We start from the raw sequence: 24252 nt of genomic DNA, 5'->3' as shown, positions 1-24252 counted from the left end.
GCCTGCAGGTTTGGATTACCACCATGACGCGCAACCTGCTGGTGGACAACTTCCGCAGGACGAAGAACTTGCGCGCTACGGGGTCGCTGGACGAAGGTTGGAACGAGAGCGAGGAGCTCAAGCCGGTGGACCGGCTGACGAGCCGGGACCGCTCGCCGCATGAACAGGCGGCACAAAAGGAACTGGAGAAGATGGTGCAGGCGGCGCTGGCAAAGGTTTCCACGGAGTTGCGCGAAGCGGTCATCCTGCGCGACCTGCAAGATATGGATTACAAAGAGATTGCACAGGTTCTTGGCATTCCCGAGGGAACGGTCAAGAGCCGCATCAGCCGCGGACGCGCAGAACTGGCCCGGCTGCTGGAACGTAATAAAGGGGAGGTGATGTAAATGTCGGAGCAGACTCACATTTCGGCAAACATTCCGGCCTCCCCGGCCTGCGGACAGTGGGAGACGCTGCTGGCCGACGCGCTCGACGGCTTGCTGCGAGCAGAAGACCAGGAGTTTTTTGAGAGCCATAAGGAATCGTGCCCCTATTGCAAGGACCTGTATGAAGAGGCAAAGCGCGGGCGCGAGTGGCTGGACTTTCTTTCCACTGAACCGGAGATGCCGGAAGGCCTTCTGGAAAAGATTCTTGCGCAAACGGACTCAGGCCAGATTGCAGGCTTCGGCGCTTTGCCGGGGCAGATGCAGCCGGTGGCCGCGGGCGCAATGGCGTATCCCGTGCAGGCATGGCAGAAGCCCGGCTTCATGGGCTTTGTCCGCCGTTTTGCCGAACCGCGCCTGATGATGACGGCGGCCATGGCCTTCTTCTCCATCTTCCTCACGCTGAACCTGACCGGCATCAAGCTGAAGGACCTGAAGATGGCGAATTTGAGGCCCCAGGCGGTGCGCTCTTACATGGAGCGGCAGATCGCCGTGGCTTCCACGCCGCTTATTCGCTATTACGACCACCTGCGCCTGGTGTACGAAGTGCAGACGCGCATGCGGGAACTGCGCCGCTCTACCGAGGACGGCCAGCAATCGCCCAACGGCGAGTCAAAGCAGCAGCCCGGACATAAAGATGGAGGGTCCAGACTCAGCAACGGAGTGGACCCTAGACAAGAGACGCCCCGGCAGTCGGTTACCCCGGCTTACGATGGCGCCGATTATTTGGAGACAGCCCTGGGACCACACAGGAAGGACTTGCACGGGAAGGCCGCGCATACCTTTGGCTCCGTAAAGAAAGAGGAAAGGAGCGCAAAATGGACTGCGTAAACCATAGCGGCGTACCTGCCGCTGCCTATTGCCAGAACTGCGGCAAGCCGCTCTGCACACAATGCGTAAGAAAGGGACCCGCCGGGCAGATTCTCTGCGAGCAGGATTTAGCAGCCTGGCAAGCGGTGCCTCCCGTGCCCCCGTTTGCAGCTCCCGCGGGCACGCCGAACCCGGCGCTCGCCGCTGTGCTCGGCCTTATCCCCGGTGTGGGCGCCATGTACAACGGTCAGTTTTTCAAGGGCCTCATCCATGTCGTAATCTTCGCGGTGCTCATCAGCATCACGGACCATTTTGGAGTCTTCGGGATCTTTATCGGGGCGTGGGTCTTCTACCAGTCGTTCGAGGCCTACCACACGGCACGTGCACGCCGCGATGGCCTGCCTTTGCCTGACCCGTTCGGTTTGAACGAGGTAGGCAACTGGCTGAACATGGGGCCGAGTAACCACCCACAGCAGCCGGGAGCACCGTTTCAAAATCCGAATCCGGGGCCGTACCAGCCTGGCGTCAATCCGGGAGTTAATCCTGGCGTCAATCCTGGCGTAGACCCGGAGCCTCCGAACCCCGCACCGGGAACCGGCGCATGGTCGCCCTATCAGCAGATTCCGTATGAGCCGCACCCCGGCTTTGGCGTACCGCCGGTTCCCCCAATTCCTCCCATTCCGCCTGTGCCTCCGCCGTACTGGCGCCGCAGGGAGCCAATTGGAGCTGTGATCCTCATTGGCCTTGGACTGCTCTTTCTGCTCAACCAGCTTGGCTATGTGACAGAGCGAATCCTGCACTATAGCTGGCCGCTGATCCTGATTGCACTTGGCGCGTGGATGATTCTGCGGCGTGTGAACGATTCAAAAGGAGGCTCGCAATGAACCGTTGGTTTTTAATCAGCCGTCTTCGCTGGCCCATGTTTTTGCTGTTAACGGGCGTAATCGCGCTGCTGGACCAGGCGCATCTTCTGAGCTGGGGCCACGCGTGGCCGCTCTACCTGATTCTCTGGGGTGTTCTCGCGCTGGCTGAGCGTGCGGCAGTCGCGCAGGACGACATGCCTCCGCCCCCGCCGGGATACATGTCCGGCTTCGGAGCTGGTTCCGGTTATCCGGGTGGCTATCAAGGCGGTTATCCGGGCGGCCCTGTTCCTTCCGCGCCGCCTGCCCCCGCGCAGCCGTCTGAGCCCGGTACTTCCATCGTTCCCGTGCATGGTGATGAAATCAATCCGCGCGGAGGCCAGTCATGAGCACGCCTCAGCAGCCGCCGATTGACCCAAGAACGCAGTGGCGGGCCTACCGCGAGCAGCAAAAGGCCGCATGGCGCGCCCAGCGGGACGCCTACAAGGCGCAGCGCCAGGCATATCGTGGCGGCTACTACGCTCCCCGCGTGCCTTCCGTCGTCGGTCCGCTCATCCTGGTGGCCATTGGCGTCATCGCCCTGCTCATGATGTGGGGCAAGATTGACGCCAGCCAGTTCTGGGCGTGGTACGGCAAGTGGTGGCCGCTTCTGCTCATCGGCGCGGGCATTGCCCTGCTGGTGGAGTGGGCGCTCGACCAGCGGCGTGAAGTTCCGGTGCGTCGCGGCGGCGGCTTTGTTGGCGTGCTGGTGTTACTGGCCTTCGTCGGCATCTTTGCCGCCATGATTAACCGCCACTGGGACGGCTTCAACGGCAACAACTGGGACAACGAGCACGGCGACTTCTTCAACATGTTTGGCCGCCCCCAGCATGACCAGGACCAGCAGGTGCTGAATGCCGCAGTCCCGGCCAATGCCGTGATTCAGATTCAGAACCCGCGCGGCGATGTGAGCATCTCCGGCGGCGACACGGCCAGCGTGCAGGTGCAGGCGCATCAGGTTGCCTATGCCAACTCTGATGACGAGGCCAGGAAAATCTTCGCCGCCGAAACCGCGCATGTGACCGTGAGTGGCGGCAACGTAGTCATCAAGTCCGACGGCCATGACCAGGGGCGCGTCAACCTGACTGTCGTGGTGCCTAGGGGCGCAAGTGTAAACGTCGATGCCAGCCGTGGCGATGTAACCGCTGCCGGGCTCAATGCAGGCGCAACCATTACAGCCGGGCACGGCGATGTGCATCTCAGCACGGTCAAGGGCTCCGTGCAGGTCCACTTTTCGTCAGACAAGGGCGACTTCTCCGCGCATGATGTGACGGGCGACATTACCGCTGATGGCCGCTGCAGCGACCTCACGCTCTCGGAAGTCCACGGCAAGGTTGCCGTTAACGGCGATATCTTCGGCGAAGCGCATCTTGAAAACCTGACGGGCGGCGTGCACATTCACACCTCGAAGACAGATATTCAGTTCGGCGATTTGCCGGGCGATATGACGCTTAACGATGACGACCTGAACATAACCGAGGTGCATGGCGGCGTGCGTATCTCCACGCGGTCCAAGAACATTGACCTGACGCAGGTTACCGGCGATACCTACGTAGACGACCGCGACGGCGACATTACGATTGAGCCGGCAGGGAACTTCAACGCGGAGGCGCACAACAGCAGCGGCCACGGCGACGTGGTGCTGACGCTGCCGGAGAATGCTTCTGCCTCGGTGAATGCCCATACGCACAACGGCGACATTATTTCCGATTTTCCAATGCCTTCTCTCGGTGACGGAGACGACAAAACCGTCAACTTCTCTCTCGGCTCCGGGCAGGCAAAGGTCACGCTCACAACGGATGTAGGCGATGTGCGCATCAAGCGCGGCTCTGCGGCAAACACAGCGGTTCCCGCACCGCCCAGGGCTCCCGTACCGCCCAGCGCACCACACCTCAAGCCATCCAAAACCCCGGCGGAAGCCGTAACGCAGTAGGCAAGATTTGTAGTAAGAAGCAGGTAGACGGATGCCGCGCTGATTGAGACTAATCAGCGCGGCATTTTTGATTGCTCAGAAAAATTATGTGGGAATTGGAGCTCGTTTCGTTGTATGCTCCCGCGCAAAGGGGGGGCGCTATGAACGAGCAATCTGTCCGTGTGATTACGGTAGAACGCGAGTACGGCTCGCGCGGCGGTGAGTTTGCGCATGACCTTGCGGCGCATCTGGGCTGGCGGCTGCTGGATGAGGAGCTTCTGGCAAGCGCAGCCAGGGCCGGCGGCGTGCCGGAAAAGACAGCCGCTGAGTTCGACGACCGGCTCGACCCGTGGTACTACCGCTACGGGCGCATCTTCTGGCAGGAGTCGATGTATTCCAGCACCGTCCCCTGCGACGAGCAGGTCTTTGACTGCGCGAAGATGTACTCACTGGTGAAGCGGGAGATTGAAAAGGCCGCACAGGCAGGCAATTGCGTCATCGTGGGCCGAGGCTCCGCGTGCGTGCTGGCAAACTTCCCGGCAGCCTTTCACGTTTTCGTCTACGCCTCGCAGCCCGCAAAGCGCGACTGGTTTGCAAAGAAGTTTCCAGCGGAAGCACAGCACGCCGATCAGCGCCTGGTCGCCTACGACAAGCGCCGAGCCGCTGCAATCCGCCAGTTCTTTGGCCAGGACTGGGCCTCGCGAAGCCTCTACCACCTGATGCTGAATTCCTCGATGGGCATGGACGCAATGATTGCCGCCGCCAGTGCCGCTGCTGGAGTCGAGAAGCTTTTGGCCGTCAATTCATAGCTTGAGCTCTCAGTCAAAAGGCGAGGATAACTCTCGCGCAGCTCTCCATGCCCAGATAGCACAAATAGGAAGCACAATCAGAAGACTTGCACTTCCCAAGAACCAATTCAGGATGAAGTAGAAGATGAGCATAACAACTGTGCCGGTTGTTGTGCAGTAGAGCAAGCCAAAAGGGCCGAGCATCAGTGCAAGTAGCACCGCAGCCCAAACTTTCTTTTGTCCTACTTCTGGTAGTCCCGCCAAACGAATCGCTTGAGGAAAGGCTGCGAAAGCCGCCCCCTTTTTATTTCTTGAAGAGTTCGTTTCGCTTACTGCGATCGTTAAGGGACGCGATGCGCCACATCCGCGACAGACCCCATCCTTATCGCGAGAGCCTGAGCCGCATTGTTCACAGATGTTCATTACCGGGCCAATTCTAGCAATCGGTGTGTCAAATTGAAATGCGTTCGACACGTGCAGCAATACTGGTAAAAATCTCCCACGGAATGGTGCCAACAGCCTCAGCGTGGTCGTAGGCGGAAATCACCTCATCCCCCTGGCTGCCCAGAATCAGCACCTCGTCGCCAACCTCCACGCCGGAGATGTCCGTAACATCCAGCACAATGTGGTCCATGCTCACGCGGCCAACAATCGGCGCGCGCTGCCCCCGCACAAGCAGGCAGAAGCGATTGCCAAGCTTTCGGTTGATTCCGTCCGCGTAGCCCGCAGGCAGCAGCGCAAGCCGCATCGGTTCTGTAGCGGTAAAGGTGCCGTTGTAGCCAACCTCCGCACCAGCAGGAACATGCCGCAGCCCCGCCACGCGAGTCTTCCACGCCAGCACCGGCTTGAGAGCCGGCTGCGGAGCATCCGCAAGGGGTGGAGTAATGCGCGGTGCAACTCCATAAAGAGCCAGCCCAATGCGCAACAGCGGCTCTAGATGAAACTCACGCGCCAGCGAAGCAATAAGAGGCGCGTCATTGCCAAGCAACGCTGCGGAAGCGCCAGCGCTAAGGTACTTGAGATGCTCAGGCCGCTCGGCAGTCACAATGCGCAGCGCCTCTGAGAGCCTGCGCAATTGCTCGTTCGACCGCACACCGTCCGACTCATCGCTGGCGTAGAAATGCGTCATCACTGCCTCAATACGCAACGGCGAGTCCGCCGTAAAGCGCGCAAGAATCGCCGGAAGCTCCTCAAGGCCCACGCCCTGGCGGCTCATCCCGGTATCAATCTCCAGATGTACAGCAACCGTAGCCGCACCATGCCCGGTCTCTCGCGCAGCCTGCTCAAGTTCTTCAATGTGCTGCACGGTCCAGATAACCGGCCGGATGCGCTCCCGAATGACAGCCGCGCCATGGCCGGGAAGCACGCCTCCAAGAGCCAGCACATGTGTCATCGGGCACATCCGCCGCGCAAATATGGCCTCCTGCACGCTGGTAACAGCCAGCCACTGCGCACCTGCACGTTCAGCAGCCAGCGCGCACTCACGCAGCGAGTGCCCATAAGCATTGGCCTTAACAACAGCCATGCAATCCGCACCTGCCGGAGCAAGGGCGCGGAGCGTGCGGTAGTTCTCTTCAAGGGCGTGAGTGTCGATTTCTGCCCAGCAGGGATAGGGAGTCAGTCTCATAAACGGGAACGGTCCGGAATGGGGATGGTCAACTGGGATAGCCCAGGCTTGAGTTTATCGCGTGGGCAGCAGCGCAAAGGCAACCACGGTCTCCGCGCTGTCGCTAAACTCTTCCAGAATCTCTTCTTCCAGCGCATGCGGAACGTGCATCTCGCACGCGGCAATGGTTTCATTGCCAGCGCCAACAAAACACAACTCGCAGCAGCCAAAGGCCTCGTCCTCCATGCGAACAGGCGGACCAAAGACGCGGCAGGTCATCGGGCGAAACTCATAAATATCGCAGAGCCCGCTTTGCGGATTGAGCGCGGGACACGCGGCTTCATTGGCAAACTCTTCAAAGGCCTCCTGCTCCGCTTCGGATGTGCCTAGCGTGCCCGTAGTAAGGTCGCCGGGAAAATCAGCAGCATGCTCCGCAATCCACCGCCGCGCACGCTGCTCAATGTGTCCCGCAAGTACGGGATTGCTGCCGCGCAGCGTCTCCATGCCGGCGCGAAGCCGCGCAACATCCAGCGCATTGATAGCAAACGCGCCATGGCAGCACTGCGTACAGCCCGGTTTACAGACAAGCCACGCACCGGCATGTTGGGCTGCGTCGGCAAAAGCGGCATCCATGATTTGGACAAGTTCGGCGTCGCGTGCGGGAAGGGGCATGGTTACAGGATACGGTGGCCCGGTGTTATAACGGGCACGAGGGAAACTGTGATCTACCTGGAGCGCAAACCCGTTTTGCCGCTTAGCCGGTTTGTTCGCATGGTGTGGTATGCGCGTGCGCCACGGCCTGCGCACCGGAGAGAACGGATTCTGCCCAGCGGATGCACGCAGGTGATTCTGAACCTTGCCCGCGATTTTTTGCTTGATTGCCCGGAGGGGCAGCCGGATCGACGGTCAGCTCCATCGCTGGTGGTGGGCTCGCGGTCCATTTACGAGATTGTGGACACTTCCGATATGGCGGACCTGGTTGGCGTGGTCTTTGAGCCCGGAGGCTTTCCGGTCTTTGCCGCAGATGCGGCGGATCTGTTCAGCAATCGCAGCGTCAGCCTTGGAGATGTGTGGGGTGCGCAAGCGACAGGCTTGCGCGATAGGTTGCGTGAGCTGGCATCGCCGGAAGCGCGAATGCGTTGTTTCGAGGCGTTTTTGATGGAGATGCTGAGCACGCGGCAAGGCGGCTTGGGAGCAGAGCGCATACCCGCGATTGAGTTTGCACTGAGCCGCTTTCAACAGGCTCCATGCGCGGCCTCTGTGCGGGACGTGGCGCAGGCTGTGGGCTGGAGTGAGCGGCGGTTCTCGCAGGTATTTCGCGAGCAGGTGGGGCTTACGCCAAAGGTGTGGTGCCGGGTGCAGCGTTTTCAGCGTGTGGTGCGGCAGTTGCATGTGGGGGTGGAGATTCCCTGGCCGGAGCTGGCGTTGGAATGTGGCTATTACGACCAGTCGCACTTTGCAAATGAGTTTCGCGCGTTTTCAGGAATCGACGCGACAACATATACGCGCACACGTGGTACGCCGTGGGCGAATCATGTTGTCACGGACTAAATGCGCCATTTCCGAAATTTCCAAGACTCCTGAATATCCGGATGCCATGCTGAAAGGCGTACGTTCAACGTCGAGGAGGTTGGATGGAAAGCACATCGAAGTCCACTATTTTTCCCGCCCTGCGTTACAAGGATGCCCCTGCCGCTATCGAGTGGCTGGTGAGCGTACTTGGATTCACAAAGCACGCGGTGTACGCAAACCCTGACGGCACAATAGCCCACGCGGAGTTGGCCCTTGGCGGCGGCATGATTATGCTTGGCTCTACAAAAGAAGACGCGCAGGCGATGCGATTCAAATCTCCCACGGAGCTTGACGGCGTAGAAACAGCGTCAATTTACATCGCGGTAGCCGATGCCGATGCGGTCTACGCAAAAGCACAGGCCGCAAGCGCGGTGATAGTCCGCCCCATCGAGAATATGGACTACGGCAGCCGCGAGTTCACAATTCGCGACCCCGAAGGGCATAGCTGGAGCGTCGGCACCTACGACCCATGGAAAGCGCACGCCTGAAGACATACTGAACGCAGGCTGGTCAGCTTCGGCATGCGGCGAGTATGCTGGTGTGCATCTTGCCGTTCCCTGGAGGGTTGTCGCTGTGATGCTGAAGGTGCGTTTGTGTTCCGTTGGGTGTGTGTTGGTTGTGGCTGCGGTTGGTGCTCACGCGCAGCAGGGGCATCTGTTGATTGCCCAGAAAGGCGACGCAAGCCTTGGCATTGCGGACCCTGCGGCAGGCAAGGTGATTGCCTCTGTGCCCGAGGGTGGGGTTACTGGGCATGAGGTGGTTGCCTCCCCGGATGGCAAGCTGGCCTATGTGCCGATTTATGGCAACTCCGGCGTAGGTAAGCCGGGCACCGATGGCAGCAAGATGGTGGTCATCGATATCGCCTCGCGGAGCGTGGTGGGAACGCTCGATTTCGGACGCGGCGTGCGTCCGCACATGCCCATCTTTGGGCCGAAAGATGGACTGCTCTACGTAACGACCGAACTGGATAAAAGCATCACCCTAATTAACCCAAAGACGCTGAAGATTGTCGGCTCCATTCCAACAGGGCAGGAGCAGAGCCACATGCTGGCTCTCTCGCACGACGGCAAGCGCGGCTATACGGCAAACGTAGGGCCGGGTACGGTTTCTGTGCTCGATATTCCCGCGCGCAAAGTGCTGACGATTATTCCCATCTCAAAGAGCACGCAGCGCATTTCCATCACGCCGGATGACAAGTGGGTGTTCACGGCAGACCAGGCCAAGCCGCAGCTTGCGGCAATTGATACCGCCACCAATAAAGTGGCGAATTGGGTCCCGCTGAGCGGAATTGGCTACGGCTCCACGGTGACGGTGGATGGCCGCTACGTAATGGTGGCGTTGCCCACCAGCAACAAGGTAGATGTGGTGGACGTGAAAACCATGAAGGTAGTGCACACGCTCGATACACCGCATGACCCGGAAGAGGTGCTGATGCGGCCAGACGGCAAGGTGGCGTACGTCTCGTGCATGGCCTCGCACACAATTGCCGAAGTAGACCTTAGCACGTGGAAGATTACGCGTACTTTTGAAGACGGCGATAACTCCGACGGCGTAGCGTGGGCGGGGAAGTAGCGTAAGTGTATTGCAATACGGAAGGGGTGTAGGATATTGGCATGGCTACCTATCATGTAGTTCTTCACCAGTCGGAAGAAGGCTTCAGCGTCTCATGCCCGGGTCTGCCTGGCTGTTGGTCGCAAGGCGCGACGGAAGAAGAAGCGCTTGCCAATATCCGTATTGCTATCAGTGAGTATGTAGATGCTGCGGAAGAGTTGGCGCGTAGCGAAGATGGCCGTGTGGTTGAGGTTGCTGTAGCGTAGTAGTTCAATACCACGAGATAGCACGAGCGAAAGACACACGGAATGCCAAAAATCCCAGGCATCAATCACTTGAAAGCTGTTGCTGCGCTTGAAAAGGCGGGTTTTCGCATTTTGCGCCAGGGCGCGCATATTGTGATGACGGATGGGACACGCATCCTGACAATTCCAAGGCATAATCCCGTCAACGCATTCACGATGGGCGGCATTGTGCGCGATGCGGGGCTGAGCGTTGAGGCGTTTCGCAAACTGCTTTAACTAAATGATGGGCTGATTCCAGTTTTCCAGCGTATCTTTCAGCGCAGTCATGAACTTGCCAGCGTCAGCCCCGTCGATAGTGCGGTGATCGAAGCCAAGGCAGTAAGTCTGCATCGAGCGAATCGCAATCGTGTCATTGCCTTCCGCATCCGTGAGCACAACCGGCTCTTTCTTGAGGCCGCCGATAGCAAGGATGGCCGATTCAGGCTGGTTCAGAATGGGCGTGCCGTACTCGCCGCCAAAGACACCGGAGTTGGTAAGTGTAAACGTCGAGCCGGAAGCCTCTTCCGGCTTGAGCTTTTTGGTCCGGGCGCGCTCGGCCAGGTCCGCAATAGCGCGTGCGAGATCGCCAAAGCTGCGCGCTTCCGCTTCGCGAACCACGGGGACAATCAAGCCCCATTCGAGAGCAACGGCAATACCAAGATGAACATTTGCGTGATAGCGAATGGCAGAGCCCTCAAGCGACGCATTGACGATGGGGAATTTGCGGATAGCCTCAATCGTGGCCGCCGCAATGAACGGCATATAAGTCAGCTTCACGCCATGAGCCTTTTCAAAGGCCGCCTTCGAGCGCTCGCGCAGCTTGGCAATGCGCGTCATGTCGATTTTGTAAATTGAGTAAGCGTGCGGAACGGTCCGGCTGCTTTCCACCATGCGCTCGGCAATAATGGAGCGCATACGGCTCATGGGAACCAACTCGCCGCTGAGGGGAACTAGCCGTCCAGGCAACTGCGCCTGCGGCGCCATTTCCGCCATGGAGGTACCGGGGCCTCCTGCGGCAATGTAGCCAAGAATGTCGTCCTTGGTAACGCGGCCAGCCGAGCCCGTGCCGCGAATCAGGCGTAGATCAATGTTCTTTTCGCGGGCAATTTTGCGAACCAGTGGCGAGGAGCGGATTTCGTCGTTGTTTACGAAAACTTCAGGCTGCGGCGCTGGTTTTGCAGGTACGGCTGCGGTTACAGGAGCAGCAGTCGCGGAGGCAACCGGAGCGGTAGTGGGCTCTGCTGCAGAGCCACCGATAATGGCGACGACAGTGTTGACTTCCACCGTTGCGCCTTCTGCAATTTTGATTTCCGTAAGCACGCCAGAGACAGGCGAAGGAATCTCCGCATCGACCTTGTCTGTCGAAATTTCAAAGAGCGGTTCATCTTTTTCAACGGCGTCGCCGGCCTTTTTAAGCCACTTGGTAATGGTGCCCTCAAAGATGGATTCACCCATCTGCGGCATCACAACTTCCGTGCCACCTGCAACGGATGTTGGAGCAGACGAGGGTACCGACTCTAAAGCCTTCGGCGCAGAGGCCGGTGTCGCTGGCGTTACTGCAGCGCCGCTTTCAGCGATGACGGCAACGGCCACATTCACGGCAACCGTCTCGCCTTCCGCAGCCTTGATTTCAGCGAGCACACCGGAGACGGGAGCGGGAATCTCCGCGTCCACCTTGTCTGTCGAAATTTCAAAGAGCGGTTCGTCTTTTTCGACGGCGTCGCCGGGCTTTTTGAGCCACTTGGTAATGGTGCCCTCGAAGATTGATTCGCCCATCTGGGGCATTACGACGTCTGTCGGCATGAGTCCTTACTCCGCTATTGGGGCCACGCGCAAAATGCACGTCTCCACAGGCGATTATAAAGGGCTGGGCTTTGTGGAATCAGGCGCGCACGGGACGATGGGCGATGCCCGCCAGGCGTTCCACATTGGCGGGCGGTTGCATCGGCGTGTCTTCCGCTGGAAATTCCTGCCTTGTTGATTCCGTTGTTTCGGCGGCCTGTGCGCGCAACGCCTCGATGCTCTCGACGGCAAGGACAGGCTGCTCAAAGACCATACCGAACTGACGCGCAGCCTCATGCGCAGCGGCCTCAAAGGAAGGCAGGCGCGAGGGGGCCGCAACTTCAAGGTTAAGGCTGGCTACGGGCTTATCCGTGATGCCGCAGGGATTGATGAGCAGAAAATCGCGCAGGTCCGTAGTGAGGTTAAAGGCAAATCCATGCGAAGTAATCCCGCGTGAAACATGGATGCCAATGGCGCCGATTTTGCGGTCAGGAGCATCTGTACCTGCGGATGGTCCGCACCAAACGCCCGTGAGTCCCGCAATGCGTCCGGCGTGCACTCCATAAGTTCCGCAGAGGCGAATGAGCGCTTCTTCCATGCGGCGAACGAAATCGACAGGCCCCATGCGCGTGCCGCTGGCGTTGCGCAGGCTGCGGAGGTCGAAGATGGGGTAGCCGACAAGCTGGCCGGGACCATGGTAGGTTACGTCGCCGCCGCGCTTCGTCTCGTACAGCGTGACGCCGCGTGCCGCGAGCATCTCATCGGAAGCAATGACGTTGGAGCGGTCAGCGTTGCGGCCCAGCGTGAGCACTGCCGGGTGTTCCAGCAGCAGAAGCGTGTTGGGAATAAGGTTCTGGCGGCGCAACTCGACCAGCTCGTCCTGCAGGGCGAGCGCTTCGCCGTAGGCAATGCGTCCGAGATAGAGGTACGTAATCATCGCTTGTCTCTATTGTAAAGACCCGGCGATGGATACGGAGGTAGCTACTCAACCGTTGGCTGAAAGATGCCCCTGAGAGCAGGGAAAACGCGCCAGAAGACGAGGAACCAGCATATCGCCGCAAATACGCCAGGGCCGATGGACGAAGGCGCCATGAGGACGTGCACCACGAGGATGTTGAAAACCATGGGTCCGAGAAGCGTAACCGCAAGAGGCACAAAGCGGTTGGCAAGCAGCAGCAGCGCAGGCACAACCTGGAAGAATCCGATGACATAAACGTAGCCCGATGTGAAAAGCGCGCCGGAGAACTGGCCCATGACACCGGGAGGCGGCGGAGGCATGGGGATGAAGTGGAGAAACGCGTTGCTGCCGAAGACGAGGAAGAGCAAGCCCAGAAGGTAGCGAGCTATGGTAGAGACAATCTTCATTTGTCACTCCTTGCAGAGAGGCTGAGTTGCGAGCGCAATGCCAGAGCGCTGCAAGTATACCGCCTTCTCAGGCAGAGATTGCCGAATGATTGACGGAATCAGCCGAAGGCTCCGCAGTCGCGATAGTGGCCAGGAACTTGTCCACCTTGTCCTGCGCATCCTTCACGAGTCGGTCAGGATGCCGCCAGCCCTTTTTGATTTCAGCAATTTCACTCGGCGTCAGATGCCAGGAGAGCGGCGCGTCTTCCTTGGCTAATTCAAAGCTGGTGGATGAGATTTCAATGCCGCGGTCTTTCCACTTATCGATGAGCAACTGCAGCTCAATGTCGCGGTGCGAGACCTGGCCTGCAGTACGCACATTCGCCAGAATGAGGATCGGCGAGATAATCTGCTGCACCCATCCACCGCGAGTTTTTGAGGGCGGCTGAATCTCGTAGTTCGGTGGAGGAAAGCCGTTAATTTGCAGCACGAGAATCTTCTTCACCTGCGGCGCATTGGGCATGCGCTTCAGTTGTTCTTCGAGCGCCTGGTCGAGAAACTCGGTGAGCGACGCCATACCGTAGTTGTCATAAAATCCGCCGTCCATCATGTGCGGCTGGCGGTGAGCCTTGGCAGGCCGTGCAGCAGGCGAGACATAAGGAAACGTCGCCGAGAGGCGCGCAGCGCGAGCCACGGGAATATCGTGCTTGTGGTGGCCGTGTTCGTCCAGCACGTGAAGCTGGTCGCCATCCATCCAGCAGTTGGAGGCGCGCTTGCAGTGCTCCGTGGGCTCGCTGACAACCTTAGTCGTGCCGAGCAGCAGCGGCCCGCCAATCTCCACAATGGTGGAGTTCATAAGCACGGCGGGGATCTTGCCGCTGGCGGTTTCTTCGTTCCAGTGGCTGAGGGAAGCGGTGAGCTGCTTGTTGTCGTGAGTCACAGCCCTCAGCGTGTTGCCGCTCCATGCCCGCTCCATGGCGTGTGCGCGGTCCGGCATCACGCTGCATGGAATAGGCAGAAAGAGCCGGATAAGGTCAGGCCAGGTTAATCCCCACGCCACTTCATCCAGGCTGCTGGAGGAGGCGGCATCAAACGGCGTTTGCAGATACGTGAGGTCGGCGCCTTGCGCAATCCAGTTCACATAGCAGGCCGAGCCCATGCTGCCGCCGGAGATGGAGCTGATGAGCGAGAGCGCGTTGTCAAACTTCGCGCCATACTTCCAGTGCAGCTCTTCAAGCACCTTGGCTGTCCATGCAGCTGCCTGGATGCCTCCGCCGGCGGAAGCGACAAGAATGGCGGCTTCCTTGTTGTTGGCGGTAAGAATTTCGTATGGAGATGCCGGAGGAACTTTGCTGCGCGGCGTCATCTCGTAGGTGTGGTCCGAGAGCGGAATGAATCCGTTGATGAACCCAAGCACTGCGACGACGAGCAGCAGCGAGATATGCCAGCGGCAGAGGTAGAACTCCAGCGCAGAGCCCCACCACCCAAGCACGACAACAGCCATCAACGGTCCAGCCAGCGCCGGAACAGTATGGCCCTTGCCGAGCCGCGTGACTCCATAGAAGCCAAGCGCCGCATAGAGCAGCAGAACAAGCACAGCGGCGATGGAGGCGAAGGTGTGGTCGGCCCAGTGCTCGCCGGAGTAGCCGCTCCCCATCTGGTCAAAGCCCCAGCGGAGCGCCTCGACTCCCCGAAGCAGATAGCTCGGAATGTTGGTGAGCGCTTTGGCATCCGCAAGCCAGTGGTGGGCGACGTAAAGCACTCCGAATCCAAAGAGCCCGTCGACAACGAGCCCGGCGAAGATGCCTGCACTCACGCGTGGAAGCGAGTCACCCTCACGGCAGGAAACATACAGCGCAAAGAGCATAAAGTAGGCGGCGAGCAGAAGCGGCGGTCCTACTTCCACAAGAATCCGGAGCGCTGTAAGAGGGCTGCTGAGGTCCGTGAGCCAGAGAATAAAGCTCCAGTAATGCGGCGTGATGCCGAGACGGTCAGGGCTGGCGACGAGCATGAGTCGCAGAATGGACCATGCCGAAGCGGATACGGCGAAGGCGGCCAGCGTGACGAGGAAGTGGCGGATAGGGAATTTCTTTGGTGAGATAGGCAGATCGAAGAGGCCATAGAAGAGCGAGCTTTTGCCAACCACGGCGATAAGCGGAAAGCCGATGAGAAAGCCCAGCATGGCAAGGGGAATCCAGATATCCGCCAGAAGGTGCATGGAGGAGAGCGCGGCGAGCAAAGCGGCTCCAGCAAGGGCGAGAATGACGACGACAAGTCGCATGGATGCCTCCCGGCATGGGAAAACGCAATAGGAATGAGCCCGATGGTATGCCTCGAAGATTAACGCAACTTCATCAGGTGTCAAGTTGGTTGTGATGGACGGGGGGAAATCGTTGCGGGACTGGCCGCGCATGCAACGTTTGGGAATCACGCGATGGGGCACATTGCGCAGGCAAGGCGCGGCAGGGGAGAATCAAAACCATGATTGCTCATTTGCGCGGGAAATTGATTGATAAACAGCCGGGACAGGCGATTGTGGAAGCCGGTGGCGTTGGCTATGACGTAATGATTTCCGTGCCCACATTTACGGCATTGCCGGGAGTCGGCGCGGAGGCCTCGCTGTTCATTCACACGCAGGTAAGCGACGACGCGATTGCGCTGTTCGGCTTCATGGACCGCGAAGAAAAGCGCCTCTTCGAGCGCCTCATCACGGTTAGCGGAGTTGGTCCAAAGCTGGCAATCAAGATGCTTTCCGGCCTCGAGCCAGAGCGCGCTGTGCAGGCAATCAAGTCATCGGATCACGCGCAGTTGACGCGCATTCCCGGCGTTGGCAAAAAGCTGGCAGAACGGCTTGTCGTCGAGTTGAAAGATAAGCTTGATGACTTCGCGGTAGCTCCGGTCTCCGTTGCCGGCGTGAAAGGTGCGGCTGTGGACGATGTGCTTTCGGCGCTGGTGAATCTTGGCTATCAGCGGCCCGCGGCGGAGAAGGCAATCGAGCAGGCCGTCAGCAAAGATGAGGCGTTGGCTGCTGATTTTGATGGATTGTTCCGTGGTGCTTTGAAGGTGATTCGGTAAAGGGCGCTTTTAGCTGTTAGCCCCTTCAGCCTCGCGCTGATGCCGCCGCCAAGGTTCACCGGGAGCATCCCGTTCGGCATACCAGCCTAACGGTAAGTTCGCTAATTCAATCAGGCTCGGGTCCTTTTCAATGGGATGGTGCAGGCAAACCACAACTGGTCCTCCGCCGTCGCTCATGCTATCTCCAAGGAATTGCCATGCACCGTCTTCCAAATCATGCGACACAAAGGTTATTGCTTCAGTGCCTTGATTGGCTGTTTCAGTGATAAAGGCTTTTGTATGTGGCTTATCAGGAAATTTCCAGTCTTTGAACTTCACATCATCATCAATTGAATTCCAGAAGGTCTGTTCAATGTCTGTGAATGGAATATCTGATTGCATTAGTGGCTGAGCAAATCTCGGATCGAATCCATCATCTCCGAGGAATCGATTTTCAAGATCGGGATAGATCATTTGCAAAACCGGGTAATCGGTTCCACCGTAGTACCAGTTGGCCCAGTTCATGAGATGTTTTACCCACTTGGAATCAACTGGCTGAAACTCGCAATCGACGTTTTCAAGCAAATCAGAGTGACGTTCTCTAGTGAGGTCAATACCTTCTCGTAAGAGTTTTGCAGTATCGTTCAGGCACGCTTGTGCTGTCTTAAAGGGCAGCCCAATGGTGATCAGGTCGGGCTTACCGCATGTGTCATAAATCCCGATTGTGTAGGTCCAGTTCAGGTCATCTTTGCAATTAGGCCCGACCGAAATGATTGAGCAGCCGTATTCCTCTATTTGGCTAATGGTGTGCTCATCAGTCGGGTGTAGATCCGTGTTTCGGAACTGGCGGGTGCGTGTTGTCTCGAAGTTCTTGAATTGATCAGCCAAGCTCTCTCCTGAAGGTAACTCATACGCATCATAACCGGTAGAACAAATCGGCAGATGGCAAATTAGGTAAACTGGCATTCGTTATGGCAAGCACAAAGAAATCACCATCCACACCGCAGGCTGTTGTGCCGTATTTTCGGCCTGAAGCTCTCACGTTTTTGCGCAACCTGGCGCGGAACAATGACCGCGAATGGTTCCAGCCGCGCAAGGCTGTTTTTGATGCCGAACTGAAAGAGCCCATGCTGGCGATTGTGCGCAAGGTTACCGATGCAATGATCGACTTTGCGCCGAACCACATGCGGCCTGCGGAGAAGAGCCTCTTCCGCATCTATCGCGACACGCGCTTCTCCAACGACAAGCGGCCCTACAAGACGCACATTGCGGCGTGGTGGTCGCACCAGGGCATGGAGAAGACCTGGGGCGCGGGCTACTACTTTCACGTGGCCGCGAAGGAAGTGGTGATTGCCGCCGGAGCCTACATGCCGGAAAAGGAGCAACTGGCCGCGATTCGGCATTGGCTGCTCGAAAATCATGAAGATTTTCGCAAGCTGCTTTCCAAACCTGCTGTGCGGAAGTCTTATACCGAGTTTGACGGCAATGCGCTGACGCGGCCGCCGAAGGGGTTTCCGGCGGAGCATCCGGCGATGGATTTGATTAAGTGCCGGCAGTGGGGCTTGGCGGCTACGCTGCCCGTTACGGCGGCGCTGGATAAGAAGATTGCGGATACGGTGATTAAGTATTTCAAGCTGGCCGCGCCGGTGGTGGATGCGCTGAATACTCCCCTTGTGGCGGCCATGCAGCCGAAAAAGAAGGTGCTTTTCGGGTTGAGATGAGCAACGGAAGAGGGCTATTTTTGGGGCTTCCGATGTCACAAAAATAGCCAAAATCGGGCAAAAACCGCTAAATTTCGGCAAAATACCCAAAAAAGCCAACAAAACTTGTGGAAAAGCCGACATTTTGCCTTGACTTTATATACTCGAAAGCCGCATTGTGGGGAACGGTAGGGTTCTCTGGACCCGCATGAATACAGGGGTTTCGTGCATACGTTGCCTCCGTCGAATCCCTCCATGCGGTAAGGCGCGAACCGGGTTTCAACCAGACCCCGGCGCGGCGAGCGGAAGCCCAAGGGCAACATTTTGATATTAAGGAGAACACGCATGGCAACTGGATTGACCAAGACCGCTCTTACGCGCCTTCTGGCCGAGAAACTCGAACTGACCAACAAGCAGGCTGCGGCCTTCCTGGACCTGCTCGCGGAAACCGCGATCAAGGAAACGAAGAAGCATGGCGTTTTCGTGATCCCCGGCATCGGCCGTCTCGTCAAGGCTGAGCGCAAGGCCCGCATTGGCCGCAACCCGCAGACCGGCGAAGCCATCAAGATCAAGGCGAAGACCGTTGTGAAGTTCCGCGTGGCCAAGGCCGCGAAGGACACCATCGCGCCGCCGAAGAAGTAGTTTCGGTTTGCATCTGACAAGGAGGGAGAGGCTGCGGCTTCTCCCTCTTAGCTTTTTTGCGGCAATAATTTTCTGCACTCCGGCACAAAGCGGGTTATCTAATAAGGCATGAGCGACTCAATTTCCGCAGGGATTGCACAGGCTATACCACCGGAAGGCGTGCGGCGCATCTTGCGCCTGGAAGGTCTTGCCGTGGCCGTTCTTACTGCAGTGCTGTATGCGCGCACAGGCGCAAGCTGGTGGTGGTTTGCGGCGCTCTGGATTGTGCCGGATATTTCCATGCTGGGCTATCTTGTAAGCCCGTGCTGGGGAGCTCGGGCATATAACGCCATTCATGCGTATGCCGCGCCGGTTGCGCTTGCCGTATGCGCGTTGCTCTTGCACGCCAGCCCGTTGTTGCCCTTCGCGCTCATCTGGGGCAACCACATTGCCGCGGACCGGACGCTGGGGGCTGGGCTGAAGTATCCGCAGGGCTTTGGCTGGACGCATTTAGGGCTAAGCAGAAGCTTGATGCAGCGGACGGGTGTGTTTACTCCGCGGGCCTGACGGAAACATCAGGGACGAACGCGCGAACAACAAGCGCAATGCCGAAGTTAACAAGAAATGCGCGGCCTACGAGGTTGCTGTCATAGCGCCACCACAGGATGGCGGTGATGAGCAGCACGCCGATTGGGATGAGCTCGGCAAGCAAGGACCGCAGCCAGCGCGTAGAGTGTGTATTGGCGGGCAAAGTGGTACGCAGGCGCGGGATGAGGCGCGGCACGGCGCGTAGATAGGCCTGATACGGCTCGCCGAGTTTACTGCCAAGGAATTTTTCTTCGCCGAGAATGAGGCGGAGGTCAAAGAATGGTACAAGAAGGAGCGTGAAGACCGCTCCGCTGACGGGCATGGCGAAGGACATAGCGGTGGCCATAAGAATGGTGCCGAGATAGAGCGGATTTCGGACGTAGCGGTAAGGTCCGCTGGCCATGATGGAGTCAGCGTTCATGCTGGGGCCCTGCACAATGCTGTGGCCTAGGTAGGCAGTGCCCCATACACGCAGCCACGCGCTGAGCGCGGCAATGAGCGTGGCAAGAGCAATGACGATGGGCGTTGCATAAGCAAAGCTCACAAGGCCAAGGCGACTCATCTCCAGCGCAAGCCATTCCAGAAGTGAGACACGAGAAAAGTGGAACGTCTCGCTCCATGGTGCCCAGAAGCCGAGCACAATGATGACGGCGTGGATGAGTATGCGAAGGCGAAATTCGAGGGCGGATGCGCGCATAGCTTTTCTCTAGGCTATACGCGCACACCGGGCAAACGGTTCATTCCGCGCGAAGGGCCTGCATCGGGTCCACGGACGCAGCGCGGCGTGCGGGAATCCAGCAGGCAAGCAGGGCAATGCAAACAAGGAACGCCGCGGCCGCCGCGTAAATCATCGGATCGGTGACGCTGCCGCCAAGCATCTCAGCCCGCTCACCCATGGCTGAGCTCGTATACGACATACCGGCGATAGCGCGTGCCAGCATCAACGAGCCAATCATGCCCAGAACCGCGCCTGCAACAGTGATGGCAAGCCCTGCGCGTACCACCATGCGCAGCACGTGGCCGGGTTGCGCGCCGAGCGCCATGCGCACGCCAATCTCCTGCGTGCGCTGCGCCACCCAGTAAGCCATAACGCTGTAAAGCCCCACAGCCGCCAGCAGGATAGCGATTCCGCCCATCACCGCCATGACACTTGCAGCCACTTTCTGCGGATAAAGCGAGGCTCCGATAGCTTCCTTGAGCGGAGCGGAATCGTAGATAGTCACGTTGGGGTCGATAGCGTGCACCTGCGTCCGCAGCGTGGAGAGAATGCTGTTCGGGTCGCCCTGCGTACGCACATAGATGGCCAGGTTCATGTCTTCGCGATAAATCTGGCGGAAGGGCACATAGAAGTAAGGCGTCGCCGCTTCATTGAGGTAGTGGTACTTGGAATCCTTTGCCACACCCACGATGCGGAACCAGTTTCCCCAGCCGTGTACTTTTGTGCCGATGGGGTTGCGGCCCGCAAAGAAGTGATGCACAAAGGCCTCGTTCACAATCATGGCGCCAACATTCTGGCTTTCGTTATCGTCCTCGGTAAAGTTGCGGCCCTCCACAATGGGAATGTGCATCAGCGGCAAATAGCCGGGCGAAATCACGTTGCGAAAGATGTTCATGTTTTCGTGCGGCTGCGGCGTGTAGCCTGCAATGGTCAGCTCTTCCCACCAGCTGGGTTCAAAACCAAGCGGCACGCCATCGGAGTAGGCAAAGCCCTGCACTCCCGGCTCGGTTTCCATGCGCTCCTGTAAGCGGCGGCAGAACTCCTTGCGCTGCGCGAGCGAGTAGCCGTTAGTTGCGAGATAAAGCTGGCTCAACAACACACGATTCGGATCAAAGCCGGGATTGATTTGCGTGGTTTGATAAAAGCTGCGAGCAAACAGGCCCGCGCCAACCAGCGCAACCAGTGCCAATGCAACTTCCGCAGCAACAAGAATAGAGCGCAGGCGATTGCTGTGGCGTCCGGCAATGCCGCTGCGGCCGCCATCATTCAGCCGCGCACTCAGGTTCAACCGGCTCACCTGCAGCGCAGGTAGCAACCCGGCAACAAGCGCGGCAAGTATGCAGATGCCTGCAGTGAATGCGAGCACAGGATAATTGGGCCCGGTTCCGCCTGCAACCAGTGTCTGCATAGAGCTTGGAGGCATCAACAGCCTGAGTGCACGGCTCAGCACAGGCGTTGCCGCAATGCCCAGCACCGCACCCGCCGCGGCAAGCAGAAGGCTTTCCGTGAGCACCTGCTGAATCAACCTCCCGCGTCCTGCTCCCAGCGCCAGCCGTGCGCTGAACTCCTTTTCGCGATTCGCCGCCCGCGCCATCAGGAGATTGGCAACATTGGCGCACACAATAAGCAGGATAAGCACGCTGACGCCCATCAGAATGTGCAGCGGCCCGGCAAGCATTCCCTGCGGGCCATGTGGCGATTTGTCGAGCGGCAGCAGAACCGCGCTCATGCCTTCGCTTACGTCGGCATTGGCAACGGCCATGCGCTCTGCAAGCGCCTTCAGCTCCTGCCGCGCCTGTTCAAAGGTCACGCCCTGCCGGATGCGCGCAATTCCCAGCATGTTGCGGTTGTGCCGGTCGCGCAGCATCCATGTCTGCACGCCGTTCAGCACAGGCTGCTGCATGTACGGAATCCAGAGGTCGAAAGCAGTAGCCGGCATGGAGCCGTGAAACGCAGACGCGGCGACGCCGACAATGGTTAATTCATGCTGATTGACGCGCAGTGTCTTGCCGACAACATTTGGGTCCGCGCCAAAGTGCGTGCGCCAGTAACGGTCGCTGATAACCACAATGGGATACTTGCCCGCCGCATCGCCATATTCGGAAGGCAGAAACATGCGCCCAACCTCGGGCTGAACACCAAGAACCGCAAAGAAGTTGCCGCTGACAAGCTCGCCCCACACGCGCTCGGAGTGCTCTTCACGGCCCACGCTGAAAGCATTTGGCCGCATGACCGCAACGCCGTCAAAGAGCTTGAGATGGTCGCGAAAATCCTGAAAGTCGGGATAAGAATTGGGTACCAGCCCACCACCAGCAGTGACAGTCTCCACCGTTGCCAGGTGTGAAGGATCGGTGACTCCGCTCAGCGGCTGCAGCAGCACAGCGTTAATCCACGCAAAGGCCGTAGCGCTTGCGCCAATTCCGATGGCCAGCGTAAGAACCGCAACAGCCGTAAAGCCGGGATTGCGCGCCATCATGCGCAAGGCAAAGCGAATGTCGCGCAGGATGCCTTCAAGAGCAGGCAGCGTGGCGCGGTCGCGATAGGCCTGGCGGGCCTGCTCTTCGCCACCAAGCTGGATAAGCGCATGGCGGCGGGCTTCCTCAGCGCTCATGCCTGCGCGGAGATTGTCTTCCGTGTGCATGGCAATGTGTTCAGAGAGCTCGTTGTCGATTGCGGCGCGCGTACCGCTCATGCGAAATGTGCTGAAGAAACGGAGAAACAAGGCTCGGAGTTTGCGCATGGCTTATTCCGCCGCAGGCGCAAGAAAGCGCGCCAGGATTGTGGTTGTTTGTTCCCACTCGGCGGCGGCCTTGCAAAGCTGTCGTTGTCCAGCCTTGGTCAGCTCGTAGAATTTTGCCTTGCGGTTGTTGTCGGATGCGCCCCACGTTGAGCGAATGTAGCCTTCCTGCTCCAGCTTGAGCAGGGCGGGATAGAGCGTGCCATAGTTGAGCTGGAGCTTATCGCCGCTGGTCTGCTCAATGCGCCGCGCAAGGCCATAGCCATGCTGCGGTCCCATTGTTTCCAGTGTTTTTAGCACCATCAGCGCCAGCGTCCCCTGCCAGACATCCGTCTTTCCGCCCATCGCATCTCTCCTATGGCAATCCAATATAAAAACTGTACGCCATCTTTCTATGGGATGGCAATAGGAAAATTCGCGAAGATTTCCTGCCAGAAAATCCAGCCGGGATACAGCCCAAAACTGCATGGTGGCCGGGTTTCTGTGTGTTACGCTGGCCCCAGTTCCTTTCCATTACGAATTCCCGGAGAATGCCATGCGTGTCTCTTTCATGCTCCCTTGTTGTCTTCTCCTTGCTGCTCTGCCGCTTGCCGCGCAGACCGATCTCCCGTCTTCCGTCGCCTCTCAGTTGCCTTCGCTCACCGAGACCTACAAGCATCTGCATCAGGCTCCGGAACTGTCCCACCATGAAGAGAAAACCTCCGCCTTTCTGGCCTCCGAGCTGCGCAAGCTGGGCTACACGGTAACGGAGCATGTGGGCAAATATGAAGACGGCACCCAGGCGTACGGCATTGTTGCCGTGCTGGAAAATGGAGCCGGACCGCGCCTGTTGATTCGCAGCGACATGGATGCGCTTCCCGTCGAAGAAAAGACCGGATTGGCATATGCGTCCACCGTCAAGACAACCAATGCGCAGGGCCAGAGTGTCGGCGTGATGCACGCCTGCGGGCATGACGTGCACATGACCGTGCTGCTCGGCACCGCGAAGGAAATGGCGGCGCGCAAGAGCGCATGGCATGGAACGCTGATGCTGGTGGGCCAGCCTTCTGAAGAGACAATTGATGGTGCTTCCGCCATGACGGCCGATCATCTCTATGACCGCTTCGGCAAGCCGGACCTGATTCTTGCAGAGCATGTAGGCAACTACGGCCCGGCCGGTAAGATTCTTCTCCGTGGCGGGCCGCTCCTTGCAGGCGCTTCTTCTGTCGAGGTAAAAATTCATGGAATCGGCGCGCATGGCTCGCAGCCGCAATCGGGCAAAGATCCGATTCTACTTGCAGCGGAGTTCGTTCTTGCGGCGCAGACCGTGGTGAGCCGCCAGATGGACCCGCAGTCGCCCTCGGTTATTACCGTTGGCACCATCCACGGCGGCACCAAGAACAACATCATTCCGGACGAAGTGACAATGGGCCTTTCGCTGCGTTCATTCTCAGATGAAGCGCGGGCAAAGATGGTGGACGACCTGCATCGCGAGGCCAAAGGGCTGGCCGAAGGCTACGACATTCCCGCTGACAAGCTGCCGGAAGTGAAGGTCTTTGAAAATACTCCGGCAACCATCAACGACGTGGCGCTGGCAGCAAAAGTGCGCACCACGGCAGAGCGCGTTCTGGGCAAGGAGAATGTAGTGGAAGCCCCCACGGTAATGGGCAGCGAGGACGTGGGCCGGTTTTCGATGAATGGCTCAATTCCCATGGTGATGTGGTGGCTGGGCGGAGCCGATGCGGCCAAGCTCGCGGAAAGCAAGACGAGCGGCGTGCCGCTGCCGTCGAACCATTCGCCCTTCTTCGCCCCAATCTATGAACCGGCAATTCGCACCGGAGTCACCGCAATGACCGCGATGGCGCTGGACTTATTGAAGTAGCTC

Annotated in this window: 26 protein-coding genes; 16 read left to right on the top strand and 10 right to left on the bottom strand. The window is 58.7% G+C overall.

Annotation, left to right across the window (positions count from 1 at the left end):
* From AC5S3R_RS09940 to AC5S3R_RS09915, 6 genes are all read left to right on the top strand, one after another.
* Positions 1–386, top strand: a 386-nt coding sequence (locus AC5S3R_RS09940) for an RNA polymerase sigma factor (RefSeq protein ID WP_494266877.1), incomplete at its 5' end; no start/stop codon positions are given.
* On the top strand, positions 387–1253 hold the full coding sequence (locus AC5S3R_RS09935) for an anti-sigma factor (RefSeq protein ID WP_494266876.1): 867 nt from the start codon (positions 387–389) through the stop codon (positions 1251–1253). It abuts the gene before it with no gap.
* Positions 1241–2116, top strand: coding sequence for a B-box zinc finger protein (locus AC5S3R_RS09930; RefSeq protein ID WP_494266875.1), 876 nt, complete (start codon positions 1241–1243; stop codon positions 2114–2116). Before AC5S3R_RS09935 ends, AC5S3R_RS09930 begins: the two co-directional genes overlap by 13 nt.
* A complete protein-coding gene (locus AC5S3R_RS09925; RefSeq protein WP_494266874.1) occupies positions 2113–2481 on the top strand; it encodes a hypothetical protein in 369 nt (122 codons plus the stop codon). The genes AC5S3R_RS09930 and AC5S3R_RS09925 overlap by 4 nt, the downstream gene beginning before the upstream one ends.
* Complete coding sequence (locus AC5S3R_RS09920) at positions 2478–4064, top strand: DUF4097 family beta strand repeat-containing protein (protein ID WP_494266873.1); 1587 nt, start codon at positions 2478–2480, stop codon at positions 4062–4064. The genes AC5S3R_RS09925 and AC5S3R_RS09920 overlap by 4 nt, the downstream gene beginning before the upstream one ends.
* A 140-nt stretch (positions 4065–4204) precedes the next feature.
* On the top strand, positions 4205–4852 hold the full coding sequence (locus tag AC5S3R_RS09915) for a cytidylate kinase-like family protein (RefSeq protein ID WP_494266872.1): 648 nt from the start codon (positions 4205–4207) through the stop codon (positions 4850–4852).
* Positions 4853–5282: 430 nt separating this feature from the next.
* On the opposite strand, the gene alr is transcribed toward AC5S3R_RS09915, so the two are convergent.
* Together alr and AC5S3R_RS09905 are read right to left on the bottom strand one after the other, a co-directional pair.
* On the bottom strand, positions 5283–6458 hold the full coding sequence (gene alr / locus AC5S3R_RS09910) for an alanine racemase (RefSeq protein WP_494266871.1): 1176 nt from the start codon (positions 6456–6458) through the stop codon (positions 5283–5285).
* Between the two features lie 54 nt (positions 6459–6512).
* Positions 6513–7109, bottom strand: coding sequence for a YkgJ family cysteine cluster protein (locus AC5S3R_RS09905; protein WP_494266870.1), 597 nt, complete (start codon positions 7107–7109; stop codon positions 6513–6515).
* Between the two features lie 48 nt (positions 7110–7157).
* On the opposite strand from AC5S3R_RS09905, the gene AC5S3R_RS09900 reads away from it, so the two are divergent.
* From AC5S3R_RS09900 to AC5S3R_RS09880, 5 genes are all read left to right on the top strand, one after another.
* Positions 7158–7988, top strand: a complete 831-nt coding sequence (locus AC5S3R_RS09900; RefSeq protein ID WP_494266869.1) for a helix-turn-helix domain-containing protein — start codon at positions 7158–7160, stop codon at positions 7986–7988.
* A gap of 83 nt (positions 7989–8071) precedes the next feature.
* Positions 8072–8497, top strand: a complete 426-nt coding sequence (locus tag AC5S3R_RS09895; RefSeq protein WP_494266868.1) for a VOC family protein — start codon at positions 8072–8074, stop codon at positions 8495–8497.
* Between the two features lie 88 nt (positions 8498–8585).
* On the top strand, positions 8586–9581 hold the full coding sequence (locus tag AC5S3R_RS09890; RefSeq protein WP_494266867.1) for a beta-propeller fold lactonase family protein: 996 nt from the start codon (positions 8586–8588) through the stop codon (positions 9579–9581).
* Between the two features lie 41 nt (positions 9582–9622).
* Positions 9623–9826 carry a type II toxin-antitoxin system HicB family antitoxin gene (locus AC5S3R_RS09885; protein ID WP_494266866.1) on the top strand — a complete coding sequence of 68 codons (204 nt, stop codon included), beginning with the start codon at positions 9623–9625 and terminating at the stop codon, positions 9824–9826.
* 42 nt (positions 9827–9868) lie between these two features.
* A complete protein-coding gene (locus tag AC5S3R_RS09880) occupies positions 9869–10081 on the top strand; it encodes a type II toxin-antitoxin system HicA family toxin (protein WP_494266865.1) in 213 nt (70 codons plus the stop codon).
* Here the strand turns inward: AC5S3R_RS09880 and sucB are convergent, their stop codons facing one another.
* From sucB to AC5S3R_RS09860, 4 genes are all read right to left on the bottom strand, one after another.
* Positions 10082–11647 carry a 2-oxoglutarate dehydrogenase, E2 component, dihydrolipoamide succinyltransferase gene (gene sucB / locus AC5S3R_RS09875; protein ID WP_494266864.1) on the bottom strand — a complete coding sequence of 522 codons (1566 nt, stop codon included), beginning with the start codon at positions 11645–11647 and terminating at the stop codon, positions 10082–10084. It abuts the gene before it with no gap.
* 79 nt (positions 11648–11726) lie between these two features.
* The gene (lipB, locus tag AC5S3R_RS09870) at positions 11727–12563 is read right to left on the bottom strand and encodes a lipoyl(octanoyl) transferase LipB (RefSeq protein WP_494266863.1); all 837 of its coding nucleotides are present in this window, start codon (positions 12561–12563) and stop codon (positions 11727–11729) included.
* Positions 12564–12607: 44 nt separating this feature from the next.
* Complete coding sequence (locus AC5S3R_RS09865) at positions 12608–12991, bottom strand: hypothetical protein (RefSeq protein WP_494266862.1); 384 nt, start codon at positions 12989–12991, stop codon at positions 12608–12610.
* A 67-nt stretch (positions 12992–13058) separates the two neighbouring features.
* Positions 13059–15251: a patatin-like phospholipase family protein gene (locus AC5S3R_RS09860; RefSeq protein WP_494266861.1), complete on the bottom strand. Its 2193-nt coding sequence runs from the start codon at positions 15249–15251 to the stop codon at positions 13059–13061.
* Positions 15252–15451: 200 nt separating this feature from the next.
* Here AC5S3R_RS09860 and ruvA point away from each other — a divergent pair, with 200 nt between their 5' ends.
* Positions 15452–16045: a Holliday junction branch migration protein RuvA gene (gene ruvA / locus AC5S3R_RS09855; RefSeq protein WP_494266860.1), complete on the top strand. Its 594-nt coding sequence runs from the start codon at positions 15452–15454 to the stop codon at positions 16043–16045.
* A 9-nt stretch (positions 16046–16054) separates the two neighbouring features.
* Here the strand turns inward: ruvA and AC5S3R_RS09850 are convergent, their stop codons facing one another.
* Positions 16055–16912, bottom strand: coding sequence for a DUF4262 domain-containing protein (locus AC5S3R_RS09850; protein WP_494266859.1), 858 nt, complete (start codon positions 16910–16912; stop codon positions 16055–16057).
* A gap of 83 nt (positions 16913–16995) precedes the next feature.
* Between AC5S3R_RS09850 and AC5S3R_RS09845 the strand changes: the two genes are divergently transcribed.
* The 3 genes from AC5S3R_RS09845 (at position 16996) to AC5S3R_RS09835 (ending at position 18912) form a co-directional block, all read left to right on the top strand.
* Positions 16996–17745 (top strand): DUF2461 domain-containing protein, encoded by a 750-nt coding sequence (locus tag AC5S3R_RS09845; protein WP_494266858.1) that lies wholly within the window; start codon positions 16996–16998, stop codon positions 17743–17745.
* Between the two features lie 324 nt (positions 17746–18069).
* Positions 18070–18366, top strand: a complete 297-nt coding sequence (locus AC5S3R_RS09840; protein ID WP_494266857.1) for an HU family DNA-binding protein — start codon at positions 18070–18072, stop codon at positions 18364–18366.
* A gap of 108 nt (positions 18367–18474) precedes the next feature.
* Positions 18475–18912, top strand: a complete 438-nt coding sequence (locus tag AC5S3R_RS09835) for a DUF4260 domain-containing protein (protein ID WP_494266856.1) — start codon at positions 18475–18477, stop codon at positions 18910–18912.
* On the opposite strand, the gene AC5S3R_RS09830 is transcribed toward AC5S3R_RS09835, so the two are convergent.
* Genes AC5S3R_RS09830 through AC5S3R_RS09820 form a run of 3 tightly spaced genes read right to left on the bottom strand, consistent with a single transcriptional unit; the run spans position 18896 to position 22733 of the window.
* Positions 18896–19630 (bottom strand): methyltransferase family protein, encoded by a 735-nt coding sequence (locus AC5S3R_RS09830; protein WP_494266855.1) that lies wholly within the window; start codon positions 19628–19630, stop codon positions 18896–18898. The genes AC5S3R_RS09835 and AC5S3R_RS09830 overlap by 17 nt on opposite strands.
* Before the next feature lie 40 nt (positions 19631–19670).
* A complete protein-coding gene (locus AC5S3R_RS09825) occupies positions 19671–22343 on the bottom strand; it encodes an ABC transporter permease (protein ID WP_494266854.1) in 2673 nt (890 codons plus the stop codon).
* Between the two features lie 51 nt (positions 22344–22394).
* Complete coding sequence (locus tag AC5S3R_RS09820) at positions 22395–22733, bottom strand: PadR family transcriptional regulator (protein ID WP_494266853.1); 339 nt, start codon at positions 22731–22733, stop codon at positions 22395–22397.
* 190 nt (positions 22734–22923) lie between these two features.
* Here AC5S3R_RS09820 and AC5S3R_RS09815 point away from each other — a divergent pair, with 190 nt between their 5' ends.
* Positions 22924–24249 carry an amidohydrolase gene (locus AC5S3R_RS09815; protein ID WP_494266852.1) on the top strand — a complete coding sequence of 442 codons (1326 nt, stop codon included), beginning with the start codon at positions 22924–22926 and terminating at the stop codon, positions 24247–24249.
* Positions 24250–24252 lie beyond the last annotated feature (3 nt).

The sequence above is a fragment of the Occallatibacter sp. FHG110214_02 genome (assembly GCF_059115385.1).
Note: the sequence above shows the minus strand (reverse complement) of the source record. Positions and strands in the feature narration are given on the sequence as shown.